The sequence below is a fragment of the Pseudoselenomonas caprae genome (genome assembly GCF_008271345.1).
Lineage (GTDB): Bacteria > Bacillota > Negativicutes > Selenomonadales > Selenomonadaceae > Selenomonas_A > Selenomonas_A caprae.
The window spans coordinates 129,966-146,953 of sequence record NZ_VTOZ01000003.1 but is presented as its reverse complement, the minus strand read 5'-3'; the positions used below and the strand labels follow the sequence as shown (position 1 = coordinate 146,953).

The 16,988-nt window shown below is 54.5% G+C and carries 22 protein-coding genes; 1 reads left to right on the top strand and 21 read right to left on the bottom strand.

The window, feature by feature from the left end; translation table 11 throughout:
* Window positions 1–74: 74 nt before the first annotated feature.
* The 7 genes from amrA to pdxS all read right to left on the bottom strand — a co-directional run bounded on the left by amrA (window position 75) and on the right by pdxS (window position 6,043).
* Complete coding sequence (gene amrA, locus FZ041_RS02480; protein WP_149188390.1) at window positions 75–1,460, bottom strand: AmmeMemoRadiSam system protein A; 1,386 nt, start codon at window positions 1,458–1,460, stop codon at window positions 75–77.
* Between the two features lie 18 nt (window positions 1,461–1,478).
* A complete protein-coding gene (gene amrS / locus FZ041_RS02475) occupies window positions 1,479–2,315 on the bottom strand; it encodes an AmmeMemoRadiSam system radical SAM enzyme (protein WP_187626281.1) in 837 nt (278 codons plus the stop codon).
* Window positions 2,316–2,345: 30 nt separating this feature from the next.
* A complete protein-coding gene (locus FZ041_RS02470; RefSeq protein WP_149188388.1) occupies window positions 2,346–3,539 on the bottom strand; it encodes a DUF3322 and DUF2220 domain-containing protein in 1,194 nt (397 codons plus the stop codon).
* A 23-nt stretch (window positions 3,540–3,562) separates the two neighbouring features.
* Window positions 3,563–4,045: a hypothetical protein gene (locus FZ041_RS02465; protein WP_149188387.1), complete on the bottom strand. Its 483-nt coding sequence runs from the start codon at window positions 4,043–4,045 to the stop codon at window positions 3,563–3,565.
* Window positions 4,046–4,057: 12 nt separating this feature from the next.
* Window positions 4,058–4,447: a fluoride efflux transporter CrcB gene (gene crcB, locus FZ041_RS02460; RefSeq protein ID WP_149188386.1), complete on the bottom strand. Its 390-nt coding sequence runs from the start codon at window positions 4,445–4,447 to the stop codon at window positions 4,058–4,060.
* 109 nt (window positions 4,448–4,556) lie between these two features.
* Complete coding sequence (gene pdxT / locus FZ041_RS02455) at window positions 4,557–5,147, bottom strand: pyridoxal 5'-phosphate synthase glutaminase subunit PdxT (protein ID WP_149188385.1); 591 nt, start codon at window positions 5,145–5,147, stop codon at window positions 4,557–4,559.
* Window positions 5,148–5,170: 23 nt separating this feature from the next.
* The gene (gene pdxS / locus FZ041_RS02450) at window positions 5,171–6,043 is read right to left on the bottom strand and encodes a pyridoxal 5'-phosphate synthase lyase subunit PdxS (protein WP_033169711.1); all 873 of its coding nucleotides are present in this window, start codon (window positions 6,041–6,043) and stop codon (window positions 5,171–5,173) included.
* A 275-nt stretch (window positions 6,044–6,318) separates the two neighbouring features.
* Between pdxS and FZ041_RS02445 the strand changes: the two genes are divergently transcribed.
* Complete coding sequence (locus FZ041_RS02445; RefSeq protein WP_033169553.1) at window positions 6,319–6,561, top strand: hypothetical protein; 243 nt, start codon at window positions 6,319–6,321, stop codon at window positions 6,559–6,561.
* A gap of 166 nt (window positions 6,562–6,727) precedes the next feature.
* Here FZ041_RS02445 and FZ041_RS02440 read toward each other — a convergent pair whose 3' ends face one another.
* The 14 genes from FZ041_RS02440 to FZ041_RS02375 form a co-directional block, all read right to left on the bottom strand.
* Entirely contained in the window at window positions 6,728–7,237 is a 510-nt protein-coding gene (locus FZ041_RS02440; RefSeq protein ID WP_033169572.1) for an O-acetyl-ADP-ribose deacetylase, read from the bottom strand.
* A gap of 35 nt (window positions 7,238–7,272) precedes the next feature.
* Window positions 7,273–7,674, bottom strand: coding sequence for a nucleoside 2-deoxyribosyltransferase (locus tag FZ041_RS02435; RefSeq protein ID WP_075441649.1), 402 nt, complete (start codon window positions 7,672–7,674; stop codon window positions 7,273–7,275).
* A gap of 59 nt (window positions 7,675–7,733) precedes the next feature.
* Window positions 7,734–8,099: an arsenate reductase family protein gene (locus tag FZ041_RS02430; RefSeq protein ID WP_149188384.1), complete on the bottom strand. Its 366-nt coding sequence runs from the start codon at window positions 8,097–8,099 to the stop codon at window positions 7,734–7,736.
* A gap of 82 nt (window positions 8,100–8,181) precedes the next feature.
* On the bottom strand, window positions 8,182–8,388 hold the full coding sequence (locus FZ041_RS02425; protein ID WP_075441577.1) for a hypothetical protein: 207 nt from the start codon (window positions 8,386–8,388) through the stop codon (window positions 8,182–8,184).
* Window positions 8,389–8,517: 129 nt separating this feature from the next.
* Window positions 8,518–8,910, bottom strand: a complete 393-nt coding sequence (gene tsaA / locus FZ041_RS02420) for a tRNA (N6-threonylcarbamoyladenosine(37)-N6)-methyltransferase TrmO (RefSeq protein ID WP_075441575.1) — start codon at window positions 8,908–8,910, stop codon at window positions 8,518–8,520.
* Between the two features lie 91 nt (window positions 8,911–9,001).
* On the bottom strand, window positions 9,002–10,405 hold the full coding sequence (locus FZ041_RS02415; protein WP_149188383.1) for an FAD-binding oxidoreductase: 1,404 nt from the start codon (window positions 10,403–10,405) through the stop codon (window positions 9,002–9,004).
* A complete protein-coding gene (locus FZ041_RS02410; RefSeq protein ID WP_149188382.1) occupies window positions 10,402–11,595 on the bottom strand; it encodes an electron transfer flavoprotein subunit alpha/FixB family protein in 1,194 nt (397 codons plus the stop codon). Before FZ041_RS02410 ends, FZ041_RS02415 begins: the two co-directional genes overlap by 4 nt.
* 10 nt (window positions 11,596–11,605) lie before the next feature.
* Entirely contained in the window at window positions 11,606–12,397 is a 792-nt protein-coding gene (locus FZ041_RS02405; protein ID WP_149188381.1) for an electron transfer flavoprotein subunit beta/FixA family protein, read from the bottom strand.
* Between the two features lie 462 nt (window positions 12,398–12,859).
* Window positions 12,860–13,072: a DUF2905 domain-containing protein gene (locus tag FZ041_RS02400; protein ID WP_187626280.1), complete on the bottom strand. Its 213-nt coding sequence runs from the start codon at window positions 13,070–13,072 to the stop codon at window positions 12,860–12,862.
* Window positions 13,065–13,532 (bottom strand): hypothetical protein, encoded by a 468-nt coding sequence (locus tag FZ041_RS02395; protein WP_149188380.1) that lies wholly within the window; start codon window positions 13,530–13,532, stop codon window positions 13,065–13,067. Before FZ041_RS02395 ends, FZ041_RS02400 begins: the two co-directional genes overlap by 8 nt.
* Window positions 13,533–13,769: 237 nt before the next feature.
* Window positions 13,770–14,129, bottom strand: a complete 360-nt coding sequence (locus tag FZ041_RS02390; protein WP_149188379.1) for a hypothetical protein — start codon at window positions 14,127–14,129, stop codon at window positions 13,770–13,772.
* 322 nt (window positions 14,130–14,451) lie between these two features.
* Window positions 14,452–15,834 (bottom strand): 23S rRNA (uracil(1939)-C(5))-methyltransferase RlmD, encoded by a 1,383-nt coding sequence (rlmD, locus tag FZ041_RS02385; protein ID WP_149188378.1) that lies wholly within the window; start codon window positions 15,832–15,834, stop codon window positions 14,452–14,454.
* A 31-nt stretch (window positions 15,835–15,865) separates the two neighbouring features.
* Complete coding sequence (locus FZ041_RS02380; RefSeq protein ID WP_149188377.1) at window positions 15,866–16,525, bottom strand: HAD family hydrolase; 660 nt, start codon at window positions 16,523–16,525, stop codon at window positions 15,866–15,868.
* A gap of 22 nt (window positions 16,526–16,547) precedes the next feature.
* The gene (locus tag FZ041_RS02375; protein ID WP_187626279.1) at window positions 16,548–16,955 is read right to left on the bottom strand and encodes a PaaI family thioesterase; all 408 of its coding nucleotides are present in this window, start codon (window positions 16,953–16,955) and stop codon (window positions 16,548–16,550) included.
* Window positions 16,956–16,988: the final 33 nt, after the last annotated feature.

Below are 16,988 nucleotides of genomic sequence, written 5' to 3'. Positions count from 1 at the left end.
ATCTGACCGGTCAACTGCTCCCCAAACGAAGGGGCGCCAGATAGATTCTCCTATCTGGCGCCCCTTTTGACATGTCAATGATGGCGCACGACCTCAAACCGCCAAAGCTGGCACGCTTCCTCCTCACCGATGTTCCCCTTGCGGCGCGCAATAGCAAGCTGCTGCTCCACCGTGTCAACACCATCCAGATCTGGCAAGAGCAACCCACGGCGTTCGCCGCACTGCACGATGACACCATACCGTTTGACATCGAGCTCAGCACTTGATGCAATCGGCTCGGGCTCAGTCAGGACATCGACCTTGTAGACAAGCTGTGCTAATTCCGCTGGCTGCACGGCCGCAAACCGCGGATCGCGCATACCGGCAGACACCGCATTGTAGAGGATCTCCTCAGCCAGATTCGCCCGCACCGGCAGGATGGTGCCAATGCACCCACGCAAAGCTCCATCCTTATGGATAGAGACGAAGGCTCCCGCATGCCCCGACAGGATTTCTGCTGGCAAGTCCTCTGGCAGCGAAGCATATGACTTCGTCTTCACATACGTCTCCAGACTGTGCCGCGCCAGCCGCACCCAGGCATCTTCCTGAGCACGACAGCGTGCGAGCTCCACCTGCTCCTGCCGTACCAATTGCTCACCGATGGCACGCGATGCATCTGCCCCGCCAGGCCAGAAGAACGCCACGCCATAACCAACGCCAAACGGTCCCTCATAGGACAGCAGCTCCGCCTTCACCTGGCGGCGGTCCATGGTACCAGCCAGGATCCAGAACGCCCGCAGGCCACACTCGGCTGCCTTTTCCGCCAGCTCGGCCGGCGTCGTCAGCAGCGACAGGAAATCAGCCGCCCCGAGATCCTTGGCCAGCTTCTCATCCAGCACCGGCCCCTCCGCAGCAAAACCGTAAGGGCCGTCGGCCTTGAGCTTGTGCGACCAATCGCCGCTGGCCACCAGGACTGCCCGCCGTCCCAAACGCTCAGCCACAGCCGCCAGCTGCTGCCCGAGCCGATAGTGCTCGCGCGCCGGCATCCCGCCGATGCCAATGCGCACTGCCTGGAATCGCTGCCAATGCTTCTGCAGGAAATACAGCGGAATCATTGTGCCATGGTCAAGGGCCGGATTCTTCTCCCCCAAGGTCCCGGCGGGAATATCCGCTGCCGCACACGCCTCGCTCAGCGTTGCAACGAACTCCGCATCGTAGGCAGCCGAAACCTTCACCGCCGGTGCTCCGAATCGGCCGAAATCGCCAGCCGCACCAGTGCCCGGCGATATATGGCAGTAATCCGCATACATGACCGAATGCGGACTTACGACAATCACCAGATCAGGCTGCAGGGCAGCCGCCCGCGCCATCACCTTTTCATATGCCTCCACGGTCTTGGCGATTCCCCGTTCCTGTCCGCGTCCGACCTCTGGAATGATAAGCGGCGGATGCGGCACCGCCATCGCTGCCATTATCCCCATAGTGATCCCTCCTAGCAATCAGCAATTCCCCGTATACACATAGCGCAGTGAGCTGCGCGCCACCTCCGCCAGCTTGTAGACGATAGCCACTGGCGTCGCTGGCACCTCCGACTGCCAGCGCGGAAAATACCGGCTCACATGCAGCGGCAAGTCCACCGATAACGACGCCAGCCATTCTGCTTCCGCAGCCATTTCCGTGGCACTGTCATTGAGCCCCGGCACCACCAATGTCGTCACCTCCACATGCGTCACGGCTGCTGCCGCCGCGATATTCTGCTTCACCGCCGCCAGACTGCCGCCGCAGACATCATAGACTTGCTGCCGCCAGCCCTTCAAGTCAATATTGAAGGCATCCACCAGTGGCAGCAGTGCCTGGAAGGGCCCTGCATTTATCATGCCGTTGGTCACCAGTACCACCTTGAGCCCCGCCTCATGCAGCAGCTTTGCCGTATCACGCACGAATTCATAGCCTATGAGCGGCTCATTGTAGGTGAACGCCACGCCGAGATTGCCTGCGGGCCTGGCCGCCAGCTCCTTGGCCAAGTCCACGAGATCTGCTGGCATCACATCCTGCGTGGCAAACTCTGCTCCCGCCTGTGATATCCCGTGATTCTGGCAGAACGGACAGCGCAGATTGCAGCCAAAGCTGCCGACAGATAAGATATAGCTCCCGGGATGGAAACGAGCCAAGGGCTTTTTCTCAATGGGGTCTAAGGCCACCGAGGTCAGCCGGCCATAATTCTGTGCCACCACTTTCCCCTTACGGCAAATCCGCCCCCGGCACCAGCCCACCTGTCCCTCGGCCAGCTGGCAGCCCCGCGGGCATAAATCGCATACTACCCGAACCATCGCCATCCCCCCTGCTGCGTGTCTAACCGCTTCCGCTTATTTGCCGCCTTCCTGGCCAAGCAACCGCTTTAAAGCTGCCCTTACCTCAAACGAAGGAACCTTTTCCTGCTCCAAACGATTGGCTGCCGCTGGCTGACAAGTCAAATATTGCCAGCAGGCCTGTTCCTCCCCTGTCAACGCATCCGGCATTGCCAGTTCATTTCCCGTATCCGCCACCATAAAATGACGATACCTTGCCGCTATATCCTTCGCCATCAAAAAGGATTTTACCTGCGGATACTTCTGCCGCACCCGCGCTAAGATCGCAAAACCATTGCGGTCCATATCACCCCAATACCATAAGGTGGACTGCTTTTTCAGCCAGGGGATTTCCTGCAAATCACTCAGGATGCCATTGCCTGCCCCAAACAAAATCAAACCATCTTCCACCTCAGGGAACACATAGCCATTGATTTTATTTTCGGTTATGAACACGCGGGCAAAAGTCAAATCAAGCTTTGCCAACTGCTGTGACGTGACAACAATTTCCCGCAGCCCCGCAAAGGTCTTGCGGGCATCGAGGGAACGCACATAGATGTTTGGTGAGGGCGCCGATTTCGTAAGGGACAGCGCCTGGCAAAAATCGTCGAAGGTCTTGCCAGTGAACTCCGGACGTACCGCAAAAAACACTGCGGCCGTGAGTTTTGGATTGTCTTCGATAAACTTCGTATCCACATAAGGAATATCAAGCTCCCGCAAATAACAATTGGTCTTGGGCGTGCCCGCAAAATACCTGGCAGTTTGGTAAATCGCTGCCGTCATAGGTTCATCCGCCAAAATTTTATCGCGTTCCATGATACAAGCCGGTAACACCGCAGGATAATCCGCCTTGATTTTCTCCACCCGCTGACAAAACAACCAGAACTTCTTGGCCTCGCCTAAATAACGAAGAACATCAATTGCCGCATCAAAGTGAATCCTCACGGGATAATCATGCTGAATCCCCAAGCCTTTGGGCTTGCGATTGGCGGTTTCGACTCGCCAAGGCTCCTTTGACTGCTTCCAAAAGGCTGCCCATTCCGCCCGTTTGTGGAGCTGCCCCACACTACTTGCGAGCTCGTCTGGCTCTGTCAATTTGTAGGAATAGGAAAATGGCGCCTCCCGTAACGCTGTCAGCCAAAGGGCTGGTAATTTCCGGCCGTTCTTGCCCAATAGTTTCGCGCGCAGTTCCTCATCATATGCCTTCGTCATTTCCTCACCTTCTCTCCTGTAAGTCAATCCATCGCATAGCCTAAATACGCAAATACATTGCGCAGTGGTTCCCTGTCGCGGATATCGAGCCAATCGTCAGGGCGGCTGTTGTCGTCAATCAATATCAGCAGATAGTCGAGCACCATACGGCGCGCAGCCCATAGGCCGACCTCATTGGCGGTCAGACGCGTGCCTGCCATGCGTACCGCCGCTGGCATATAGCTTTCCGCCATGATCAAATCCGCTAACACCGGCACCACTGCCTCCAGCTCTGTCCAAACCCGCAACGGCTCCGCTTCTTCGGGCTTCCCCCATACAGGGCTTGCGGCCACGATGCGATAGGCCAGCCGCAGGGCATGCTGCTGGACAATGCGCCCCATAGCCGTCAGCTCATCCTGGCTAAGCGCCTCCTGCATGGCAGCAAACCGCGCCTGAGGCCCGGCCTTGGTCCGCGCCGTCGCCGCCAGCCGCCGCTGGCGGGCCGCCGAAAAATCTATTACATCCATAGAAACTCTCCCTCAGCGCTGAAATACCATCGCCAACTGATAGCCGATATAAGCTGCCGTCAATCCCAGCACAATACTGCCCACCACATTGACCGCCGCCAGGAAAAAACTATCGCCCCGCAGCAGCGTCAGCGTCTCCATGCTGAAGGACGAAAACGTCGTAAAGCCCCCCAGGAACCCTACGGTCAAGAGCAACCGCAGCGATTCGGGCAGCAGCTGCAAGGACTTGGCCAGTGGCAATAATCCCCCGAGCACCAACCCCATCAGCAGACTTCCCACCAGATTGACAACAAGCGTTCCCCAGGGAAACATCCCCCCGAGCAGCATACCCACCGTCGTCGTCACGCCATAACGGCACACGGCCCCCAGGCCGCCGCCAATAAACACATAGAAATACGCCATTGTCTTTCCTATCCTGCTTTCTATTCATACGCTGATACTTCGTCTTTCCCTAATTATATCATCTCTTGCCTGTTTCCACGAAAAAAAGCTGGCCAACAGCCAGCTTCTTTTATGCGCCCAGCGCAAGCTCTTTGCGTTTCGCCACCATATCCAGGAAAAAGGAATGGATCCGCAGGTCACGGGTCAGCTCCGGATGGAAAGCCATGGCCAGCTGATTGTGATATCGCACCGCTGTGATATGTCCTTCCGTCTCGTTCAGCACCTGCACCTTCTTGTCAAGACATGCTTCGATATAGGGAGCGCGGATGAACCGCAGCGGAAATCCCCTCAAATCGGCCACATCACCAGCCCTCGCAAAACTGCCCAACTGCCTGCCATAGGCATTGCGCCGTACCCGTACGGGAAGGGTTGCCATCGAAGGCTCATCATTGCTGACCTCCTGGGCCAGCAGGATAAGTCCTGCACAAGTCGCCAGCACGGGCAGCCCTTGGAGGATTTTCTGCCGCAACGGTTCAAACAGCCCCAACTCATGCAGGAGCTTGCTCTGTACGGTACTTTCGCCACCTGGAAGGATTATGCCAGCGAGATCATCGGTCAAATCCTTGCGCTGACGGATTTCCCGGTAATCTGCCGCCAGTGCTTCCAGCATTGCCTCGTGCTCAGCAAAGGCCCCCTGCAAGGCTAGAATGCCAATCGTCATTTTGTCCAACCTCCTCTCCCTCTTTATCTGCCACGCTCCGCCATGAGCAGCTCGATCTCATCGGCATTGATGCCCACCATGGCCTCGCCGAGATTTTCCGAAAGCCTTGCGATGAGCCCTGCATCCTCGTAATTGGTGACTGCCTGCACGATAGCTGCCGCCCGCTTGGCCGGATTCCCCGACTTGAAGATCCCCGAACCGACAAACACGCCTTCCGCGCCCAGCTGCATCATCAAAGCCGCATCAGCCGGGGTCGCCACGCCGCCCGCAGCGAAATTGACCACCGGCAGTTTTTTATGTTCATGCACGTAGGCCACCAGATCATAGGGGACCTGATACTTTTTAGCCGCTTCGAAAAGTTCATCCTCCCGCAGGGAAGCGATGGCCGCCATTTGCTGATTGATTTTCCGCATGTGGTGCACAGCCTGCACCACATCGCCGGTTCCCGGCTCCCCCTTCGTGCGGATCATTGCCGCACCCTCGCTGATACGGCGCAGGGCCTCGCCAAGGTCACGGGCACCGCAGACAAAGGGCACGGCAAACTTCCGCTTGTCGATATGATAGACATCGTCTGCCGGGGACAAGACCTCACTCTCATCGATATAGTCGATTTCGATGGCCTGCAGCAGCTGCGCCTCGACGATATGACCAATGCGGCACTTGGCCATGACGGGGATACTCACGGCCTCCTGGATGCCACGGATCATCGCCGGATCGCTCATGCGGGCCACACCGCCTGCCGCGCGGATATCAGCAGGGATACGCTCCAGCGCCATAACGGCGCAGGCACCTGCCTCCTCCGCAATCTTTGCCTGCTCCGGCGTCGTAACATCCATAATCACGCCGCCCTTGAGCATCTGCGCCAAATTCTTATTGAGTTCATAACGATTGCCCATACTTTCTGTTTTCTCTGCCATTGCCAAGTCTCCTTTGCGTTATCCATAAATGAACGGAACACCCTTAGGATAGCGCTAAACTGACTATATAAAAATAACCAGAATGAAAATATAACAAAAGGCCAGATTCCCATAGCAACTGGAAATCTGGCCTTACTGGCCTCTGACAAAAAATATAACCCTAATGATTCTCTGAAATATTGATAAGCTGTCTTTAAAAATTGCCTGCTATCCTAGAACCAAACACATTTCTATTGCGAACAGGAGGACATTTTATGACAAAAGAACGTGACGAAGAGATCCGCCAGGATTGGTCAGCCGCCCTGGCCTCCGTCGAAGAGGGGGAAGACCTCTCCATGGACATCGGCTGGTGCTTCACCGACGACGATATCAAGGAGCTGGCCAGACTGCATAAGGCCAATCAGCATCGAGAAAAAATCGAAAGCCTGCTGGTCGACTGCAACTTCATCACCGAAGCCTGCGACTTCAATGCAGGAAAATACGACGCCTATCTCTGACAGATAGAAAACCTCCCAAGGAAGCAATCATGCCAGCAACAAGCTGCATGCATCATCTTCCTGGGAGGTTTTCTATTCCTACAGCAGATTCCCTGTCTGCTTTCCATGCTCGATAATACGCTCGTCCCCCAGCAGCTTCCCGGTAAAAAGAGAAGTACTATCCGCATCAGTAAATCTCCCCATCATAGACCAATTTGGTCCGCGCATCGAACAGTACCCAGAGGATTTCCGCAAAGGCCTGCGGGTGTCCGGCCACGAATTCCCGGACGGTCCGCACGGCAATCGCGGCCGCCTGCTGGACCGGATACGAATAGACCCCCGTGGATATCGAAGGAAACGCCACACTATGGATACCATGCTCCATGGCCAGTGCCAACGAGTGGCGATAACAATCCGCCAATAGCTTTTCCTCGCCCTGGCTGCCGCCATGCCAGACGGGACCGACCGTATGGATGACATAATCGCAAGGGAGCTGGTAGGCCTTCGTGATTTTTGCCTGCCCGGTCTTGCAGCCATGAAGTGTCCGGCACTCAGCCAGGAGCTCCGGCCCTGCAGCCCTATGTATCGCACCATCGACGCCACCACCGCCCAGCAGACTTTCATTGGCAGCATTGACGATCGCCTCGGCATAATGCTTGGCAGTAATATCGCCCAGCTCTGTCCTTATCCTTGTCATAACGCCTACCTCCTCACATTTCCCTTCCGGCTTTCTCAACCCCACAAGGTTCTTATCTGCGCCAGCAGCTCTTCTTCCTCGGCATAACGATGAATATGGAACCTTTCATTTCCCGCCAACATCGCCGACAGCTGCGCCGCCTGCGGGCGATAGAAGATGTGGACCTCCTTGTCATGAGCCTCCGCATAGGCCAGCTCATAGCCCACCCCCAGCGATACCTGCGTGCATTCAGCCACTACCACATCACATTCCCTGAGCCAGGCCGTATCCTGCTCATAGATGGCCTTATCGCCTTTATCTTCCACCGTGGACAGGCTCAAGTCCCCCACATGCTCCGTGAGCACCTGATGGTTTTCCTTCAGGACGGCTATGACCTTGCGGTAAAGCTCCGCATCCTGTCGGCCGCCACGGATGGAACCAGCAAAATATATCTTCATCTTCAACCCTCAATTCCTGCTAACCGAATGACTAATTTTGACTACTTTCATTATAGCAGTTATCGGCTGCCGTTCAAGAATACCCTTTCCCACTCCGGTTCCTTGAATCCCGTGAGGACCTTCGCCCCTGCTATGACCAGCGGCCGTTTTACCAGCATGCCATCAGAGGCCAACAGCTTGAACTGCTCTGCCTCCGGCATCGCCGGCAGCTTCTTTGCCAACTCCAGCTGGCGGTACAACTGCCCGCTGGTATTGAAGAACCGTTTCAGCGGCAGCCCGCTCTGCTCATGATACCTGCGCAGGTCTTCTTCCGAGGGATGATCCGCCTTGATATCCACCAGCTCATACGCCACTCCATGCGCATCCAGCCACTTCAATGCCTTCTGACAGGTCGAGCATCTGCTATAACAATATACTTTGTTCATGCTATCCATCCTTTCATCTGCAAAAAAAGACAAGCGCGCTTACCTTACTGCTAATCACGCTTGTCTTTTATTCTGTCATTCTTCAGCCACCAAAATAGCCCAGCTCTCCGACTGCACTCTGATTTTTCTTTTTGCACTCCAGGATGCGTTTGTAGAGATTCTTGTAATATTCCTTATAGAATTGTTTCAGAGGACTTTCCTGGATTGCTTCAAGGGCGCGCTCCAACTCCAGATCTGAATACTGATAGGGATGATGCATAGCATCTACGGCTCGATGCAAATCTTTCATGATGTGCGTTTCCTCCTCACAGAAATATACACTCTTCCTAGCTATTGATTTCCCTACGACTAGCCAAAAATCCTGCTTATGTCCTAAGTTTTTTGCACCATGCCCCTTTGATATCACGCCCCGCTTCCCTCAGTTATCCGCAGGCTTTATATCCAGCACCGGCGTTCCATCCATCATATCCACGCCTGTGAAATATACACGGCTGCCTTCGATTTTCGTCACCTTCACGACCGACGCCCCGATTGGATTTGGACGATATGGCGCATGGGTGGAGAAGATTCCCATCATCGGGCCGACGCCCCGGTAAGGAACCGTCAGCTTCACATCGCTGACCTTGTCGAACCAGAACAGCACCTCATAGGATTTCCCAGCCTCCATGTCAGCCATGGCTGCTGCATACTCCTCGGAAATCTCCATCACAGCTTCCTGCTCCGGGTACTCATCCCCGCTTTTCGGCGTCGTTTCGCGGGTCTTATAAGGAGACTGTATATAGCCTATGGGTTTGCAAATCAATTCTTTCATCCGTAATACCTCCAATTCCACGGTTTCCAGCCTGCAGCACCCGCTGCAGCCAGACCATACAAAAACATCGACAGATATAGTATACCATATCTCACATCTGGCATACCTTATGTGGATTGAGAATATTATTCGGATCGAAGACCTGCTTGATGCCCCGCATCAGCACCAGGCTCGCTTCCGGCAGGGATTCCTTCAGATAGGGGCGCTTTACCAGGCCGATGCCATGCTCCCCCGATACCTGTCCCTGCAGCTCCCGCGCCTTGGCATACATGCGCTTCATCGCCAGCCGCATGAGCTCCCGCCACTTTTCATCGGACAGGTCATCCCGCAGGATATAGACATGGAGATTGCCATCTCCCGCATGGCCGAAGGACTTGATGCGGATGCCGATGTCTTGACGCAGCTGATGGACAAATTCCACAAAGTCGTTGACCCGGCTGCGGGGCACTACCACATCCACTTCATCCATCATGCTGGTCGATGCCTTGATGGCTTCCAGGAAGGCACCGCGCGTTTTCCAGACCGGCGCACTGCGTTCCTCGGTATCGGCGATAAGGATGTCGATGGCTCCCTGATCCAGGCAGATCTGCGCCGTATCATCGTAATACGAAGCAATCTCCTCCATCGTATTGCCATCGAATTTCAGCAGCAGGTAGGCATCGGCCTGATTGTCGGGGAATTTCCGCCCGAGGAATTCCTCCGCATCCAGGATCACCTCCCGCTCCATGAATTCGATGGCGGTAGGCACCGCCTTGGACTTGATGATCAATGGCACCGTGCCGATGGCCTGCTCCAGCGTAGGGAAAGGCACGAGCAGGCTCACATTCTTTTTGGGCAAGGGCAGGAGCTTCAATATGGCCTTGGTCACGAAGGCCAAGGTGCCCTCCGAGCCAACGATCATGTCCTTCAGATCGTAGCCCGAACTGTTTTTCACCACCTTGCCCCCCAGCTGGAGAACCGTGCCATCGGCCAACACTACCTCCAAACCGCGCACATAGTCGCGGGTCACCCCGTACTTCACCGCCGTCATGCCGCCAGCATTGGTGCTGATATTGCCACCGATGGTCGCAGATTTCTCTCCCGGATCAGGAGGATAGTAGAAGCCCCGCTCCTCAACATAACTGCGCAGTTCCATCAGCAGCATGCCCGGCTCCACCGTCAAGGTCAGGTTCTCCTCATCGAGCTCCAGCACATGATTCATCAGGGTGGTGTCAATCATGAGACCACGTTCCACCGCCACAGCGGCTCCCACGAGCCCCGTACCTGCTCCACGCGGCGTGACCGCGATATGATGCTCATTGGCATAGGCCATGAGCTTTGATACTTCCGCCGTCGATGTCACCCGTGCCACCAGCGAGGGATAGACACGCTCGCTGGCCAGCTCATCATGGCTGTACTCCTCATTGATTTCGTCCCCGAAGAGCAGCCGCTCCCGGTCCACAAAACCAGCCAGCACTGCCAGGTCTTCCTCGGTCACCTGTTTATACTCCGTCATGCGCGCTCCCTCCCCTGCTGGATATCGGCAATGAGCCGTGGCACAATCTCATATAGATCTCCCACCACTGCATAATTTGCCACCTTGAAAATCGGCGCTTTGGGATCGCTATTGATGGCAACGATCTCCTCGGCGTGGTCCATCCCCGCCACGAACTGGATTGCTCCAGAAACCCCGCAGGTGATGATGAGCTTCGGCCGCACTGTGCGCCCGGACAAGCCAATCTGCCGCCGAGGATCCAACCAGCCATTCTCGATCAGCGGCCGCGTGCAGGCAAAGTCGCCCCCCAATGCCTCTGCCAGATCATAAACCAAGGACAAGTCCTCTTTCTTCTTGATGCCACGGCCTGCCACCACAAGCACATCGGCCTGCTCGATGCTCTTTTCCTTGGGCTTTTTCGTAATGCCCAGCACGGCAATCCGGGATACCAGCGCAGCATCGTCCACCGCCAAGGTTTCTATGCGCCCGCGGGCCGCCTCACTGCGCTGCGGCGCATCCATGATCTTGTAGCGGACAGTAGCCATCTGCGGGCGGTTGTTGGGCGTGAGGATCTCCGCCATGATATTGCCGCCAAAGGCTGGACGGATCTGCACCAGGTCGGTGTTCTCGCGGATATCCAGCACAGTGCAGTCAGCAGTCAGTCCCGTATGGAAGCGTGCGGCCACCCGCGGAGCCAGCTGCCGTCCCACTGGTGTCGCTCCGACCAGGATAGCGGCAGGTTTCACCTGCCGGATGAACTGCGCAAAGACATTGGCATAGGGTTCCATATTGAATTTCGCCAGAGCAGGCTTGTCACAGACAAATATCCGGTCCGCACCATAATGGCGCAGTTCCTCGGCCGCTGCACCGATATTCTCCCCCATGAACAAGGCCAGCACTTCCTGCTGGATCTTATCGGCCAGCTCCCGTGCCTTGCCCAAAAGCTCATAGGACACCGGATGCACCCGACCATCTACATGATCGATATACACGGCGATGCCCTGCCACTTGCTCTTATCGATGCTTGCCTGCTGTTCTTCCTCCACGAATTCAACAGCACCGCCGCCCTTTTTCACACAAAGCTTGCACAAACGGCAGGCAGCTGTGATCTCCACACTGCCACCTTGCTCCTGCATGGCACCGAAGGGACAGATAGCCACTAAGGCCTTGATATCCTGGATCTTATCGGAATGGATGACTAATTTTCCCATAGCGCGCCTCCTAGACGATGAACTTCTGCTGCTTCAAAAGCTGATGCAGGCGATCTGCCAGCTCCTGGCCGGTTCCCTGCCAGGTTTCCTGTGCCTTATGCACCTCAGGCGGGAAGATCCGCTGCACTTGTGTCGGCGAGCCATCCAACCCATAGTGGTGTTCATCCGTATCCGCCATATCCGTCAGCGTATACATCTCAACCGTCCGCTCGCGGGTTTCCTTTGCTTTTTTATACGAAGGCAGGCGAGGCTCGTAAATATCTTTTTGTACCGTCAGCAGACAGGGAAAAGCAACCTGCAAGGCTTCCATATCCTCAGACATTTCCATCTCCACACAGATGGTTTGACCCTGGACTTCCTTTATCTGCCGCACATTGCAGACACAGGGGATGTCCAGCTGCTCCGATAGCTCAGGGCCCACCTGCGCAGTATCTCCATCCGTAGTCTGCAAGCCGCAGAGAATCAGATCGAAATCGCCAAACCGCTTGATGCCCTGGGACAGGGTATAGCTGGTAGCCAGCACATCTGCACCGCCGAACTTGCGGTCTGTGATGAGGCAGCCACGGTCAGCACCCATCGCAAAGGCTTCGTAGAGTATCGCCTTCGCTTGCGGCGGTCCCATGGTGAGTACACTGACTGAGCCGCCATACTGCTCTCGCAGCCGCAGCCCCGTTTCCAGCGCATACAGGTCATAAGGATTCAGCTTGGCATCGGCACTGTTGCGTTTCAACACGCCTGTCACCGGATCTACCTCCACCTTGTTCGACCCCGGAACTTGTTTGATACAAACCAAGATATTCATCAAAATCCCCCTCCTCCGGCGAATGCTTTCTGATTAATTCTCGATTCGTCTTGATTTCTCCTGCATTTACCCCTGATTTTATCTTCCTGCACGCCCAAAATCCTTGTTTCCGAGCACAGGCCTGTCCCCCCCCCAGCGATCTGCCAGGACAAACCGCTGCTTACAGATTGGGCATGTCACAGCAGCGAGCATATGATAATACCGATTTGCTTCTTCCCTATACCCAGCATACTCTAACATCGTTCCCAACAATACAAACAATACCCTCGCTTCTGCCTTGCTTATTTCTGCGAACTGCTTTATTGCCGGCAAGCCATTATCCCCCAGCCTGCAATTGATCAATGCTAGCAACGCATCCAAATCAAAACCGAGCCCCCTTGCACCCCCTCTTACTTCTCCAACTTCATCGATAAAAAAAATTTCGCTAGCAGCTTTTACAAGCCCACTAACGAAATCTCTTTTTTATCGATGAAACAAATTTGCTACCACACTCAGCACAATGCTGATGATAATGCAAGTCACCACAGGAAAATAGAAAGAACCATGTTCGCCCGTGATACTGATATCACCGGGCAGTTTTCCCAGGGGCAGGAATTTACCGCCAAAATGCAGGATTCCTCCGACCACGACCAGCAATATGCCCATGCCAATAAGCATCTTCCCGATATCACTCATTCAACCGACCTCTTTTCTGCCACAGCTTTTCATCATGCCGCTCCCAAAAATCCGTATTCTGTGCCAAGGCCTTGGCAAATACAGCCTTTTGGAGCATCTGCTGGATTTTCTGTGTGGCATCGTCACAGAAACGCAGATAGCTGAGCGCCAGGAAATCTTCTCTCGCATAGACAATACTTGCATCATCCGCCGTATCAAAAGGCATCCCCTCGACCATTTCCTGATACGGTTCCTCAGCAGATGCCAAATCATGCGGAAAAAACGGGCTCATCGTCACAAAGATGTCTTCCCCCTGGCCGCAAGCCAGCCATTCCGCCTGAATATCATAGCAAACATCACAGATGCGGATCTGCCCATAATACTCCCCGCCCGGCAAAATCTCCTGCCAAGCCTCCCGCAGCCGCGTCTGCAGATCAGCAAAATCCGTAGCTGAAAAATGTTGCCAATCCAATTCGTACATATGCCATCACCATCAATTTCTAAAACTAAACGCTATGGTTCAAATTTCACCAGAGGTAAAACTTCAGTTTGACGTTCCCCAAACCGAAAAAATATTGGCTTACCACCTATTATATATTAACACATCAAGCTATGGAAAATCTTTATTCCCCTCTTGAGCTAATCATTTTTTCAGAACACAAAAAACTTCCCCTGTAAGCAGCTCAACTGCACAAGGGAAGGAAACGTTCATATCTCATCAATAGAATTTGCCGCCATGTGCCAGCCAGCTCATAGCCTCGGTCTCAGACAGGTTCACGCCCTCAATCTGAACGATGATGCGGCTGGAACCGTTATGCATATCTTTGATCCGCAAACGGCCAGTCTGCGTCAGGTATCCATTAACCGCTTCGATGACATCATGGTCTTCCAGCGGATAGTCGACAGGGTATTCCAAAACCGTTGCCACCGAATAGCCTTCAGCGGTAAAGATAGCAACTTTCTGTCCATCATCCGTATTGACCAGACCATTGATGCTGCCGCCAGTCATATGCGCCATGCACAGCCCCGACAGAGCCATCATCATAACTACTACCAAAACCAAGATACGTTTTTTCATAATGATTTTCTCCTCTTGCTCCCTACACTTTCACTGATTTTCTTCTCTTTTATGACTTTATCGGCATAAATATTCATACTCTTAAATTATTTCAATATCGATATGCCTATGCAACATTGAAAAAACTTATTACTGAAAATCATGTTCGGCAGCTTGCTATCTCAAGCTTCTGTTCTTTCTATCCCTGTACTTCAGAAAGTGTTACTCTCCTCAAGAAAAAAAGCCTATGTTCCTATCGTTTCTGATAGGAACACAGGCTTTTCAGCAATGAACCAGCGGCGCAGCTATACGCCCATACCGCTGAGCAGCTTTCCGCTATCGTTTATTCCGCCATCTTCTCTTTCCGCGTCAGCAGGCAGACGCTTTCGACGTGCGAAGTGCACGGAAACATATCCACAGGCTGGACTTTTTCGGCTTTGTAGCCGAGTTCGTCCAGGAGGGCGATATCGCGGGCTAGGCTGGCAGGGTTGCAGGAGACGTAGACGATGCGGTCTGGCTGCATGTTGGCAAAGGTCTCCAGCACCGTCGGCGTGCAGCCGGCACGCGGCGGGTCGACGACTACGACATCGGCTCTTACGCCCTGCTTATAGAGCCGTGGCATGACCTGGGTCGCGTCGCCAACGATGAATTCAGCGTTGCGCACGTTGTTGTCCCGCGCGTTTTTCTGGGCATCGAGGATAGCTGGTTTCACGATTTCGATACCGATGACGCTTCTGGCCTTCTGGGCAAGGAACAGGGTTATCGTTCCCGTGCCGCAGTAAGCATCGATGACCGTTTCCTGACCGGTCAAATTGGCAAATTCCAGGGCCTTGTTATAGAGCACCTCTGCCTGGGCCGTATTGACCTGGAAGAAGGATCGCGGCGAGATATGGAAGTTCAGGCGGCCGATGCTATCCTGGATGGTCGGGCGGCCCCAGAGGAGTTTCGTATCGCGTCCCATGATAACGTTGTTGTGATAGGTCTGGATATTCTGATGGATGCTGACGACCTTCGGCAGTTTCACCCGCAGCATCTTGACGAATTCTTTTTCCCGCGGCATATTCTTCGTAGCCGTTACGATGACGACCATAATATCGCCTTTTTTGCCCACGCGGCCGACCACATGGCGCAGGACGCCGGTATGCTTGTCCTCGTTGTAAACGGGGATATTGAGTTTCGTGACGATTTCGCGCACCGCATTGACCACTTCGTTGTTGCCGTCTTTCTGGATATGGCAATCGGTGGTATCGATGATTTCATGGCTGCCCTGGGCAAAACAGCCAATGATGGTCTTGCCCTTTTCACGGCCAATGGGGAACTGCATCTTGTTGCGGTAATTCCACGGCGTTGCCGCACCGATGGTCGGCTCAACGAAAAGATCCGGCTGCTTGCCGATACGCGTAACGGCATCGATGACCTGCTGGCGTTTCGCCTTGAGCTGCGCTATATACTCCAGATGCTGAAGCTGGCAGCCGCCGCATTTGTCGTAGATGCTGCAGATAGGCTCGACGCGGTCGGCGCTCTTGGTGAGGATTTCTTTCACATGGCCCTTGGCGTAGGTCTTTTTGACTTCGTCAATGACCGCCAGGACTTTCTCCCCCGGCAGGGCATAGGGCACAAAGACCGTAAAGTCCTGATAGCGGCCTACGCCTTCGCCACTCGTACCGAGCGTCTTGATTTCAATCTCGTATGATTTTCCTTTTTCGACGGGAACTTGTTTTCTCATTACGATGGTTTCCTCTTTCTTTCAATCTTGCTTAAAATTCCAACTGCGCAAACAGCTCCATAGGGTTATCCAAGAGCACTTTGGCGCCGGTTTCCACGAGCTCCTCCCGCGGGCGGAAGCCCCAGGTTACGCCAACGGGCAAAAAGCCTGCGTTGCGGGCGGTTTCCATGTCGACGCTCGTATCGCCGAAATAAGCGACTTCTTCGGGCTTGACGCCCATTTTGGCTGCAATTGCCAGCACTTTTTGCGGGTCCGGCTTGCGCGGCAGGCCCGGACGGTCGCCGATGATTTCCACGAAGGAATGCTTGGCCAGCAGTTTCTGGCAGACTTCATCAGCCGCCGACTGGTGCTTATTCGTGCAGATTCCCAGCGGGATGTTTTTTTCCTGCAAAGCCTGCAGCATTTCGTCAATACCGGCATAGCATTTCGTCTTGTGGACGAGATTCTTTTCATAGCAGGCCTTATAGCGCGCCAGTGCCTCATCCACAAAGGAAGCATCCTGCGCCTTGTCCTTGGGCAGGCAGCGCTCGATGAGCTTGCGGGAGCCATTGCCGACAAAATACCGGTATTCCTCGATGGTATGGGCAGGAAAACCATAGCTTGCCAGCATCTCATTGGCACTGTCCCCTAAATCCGCTAAGGAATCGATAAGGGTGCCGTCCAAGTCAAAAATCGCCGCTTTATACTTCATGATATCGCCTCGTTTTCTCCAGTCAGTCCACCAATGCCATCTTGGCTGTGCCTTCGGCCGTAACCGTGCCATCAGCCAGCGCAATCGTCGCTTTCATATTGACGAAGCTGCCGCGGCGCGATTCCTCCCAGCCGGTGATCACGAGGTGCTCGCCGACCGGTGTGGTCTTGCGATAGCGCACATCAAGACGCGCCGTCACAGCGCGCTCGCCACCAGAGTAGAGATAGCCCCCCATGGCCTCGTCAAGCATCGTCGTGATGATGCCGCCGTGGACAACGCCTTCATAGCTCTGATATTCATGGGGCAGGGTCTTTTCGGCCACATACTTATCTTCCTCGAAGTGAAAATCGAGGTGCAGGCCGATGGGATTTTCCGGCCCGCAGGCAAAGCAGTAGTTTTCTCCGGGCATTTTTTCTTTCGTGCTTGGCATGGTGTTCTCCTTTCTGAAATAGAATACGCCTTC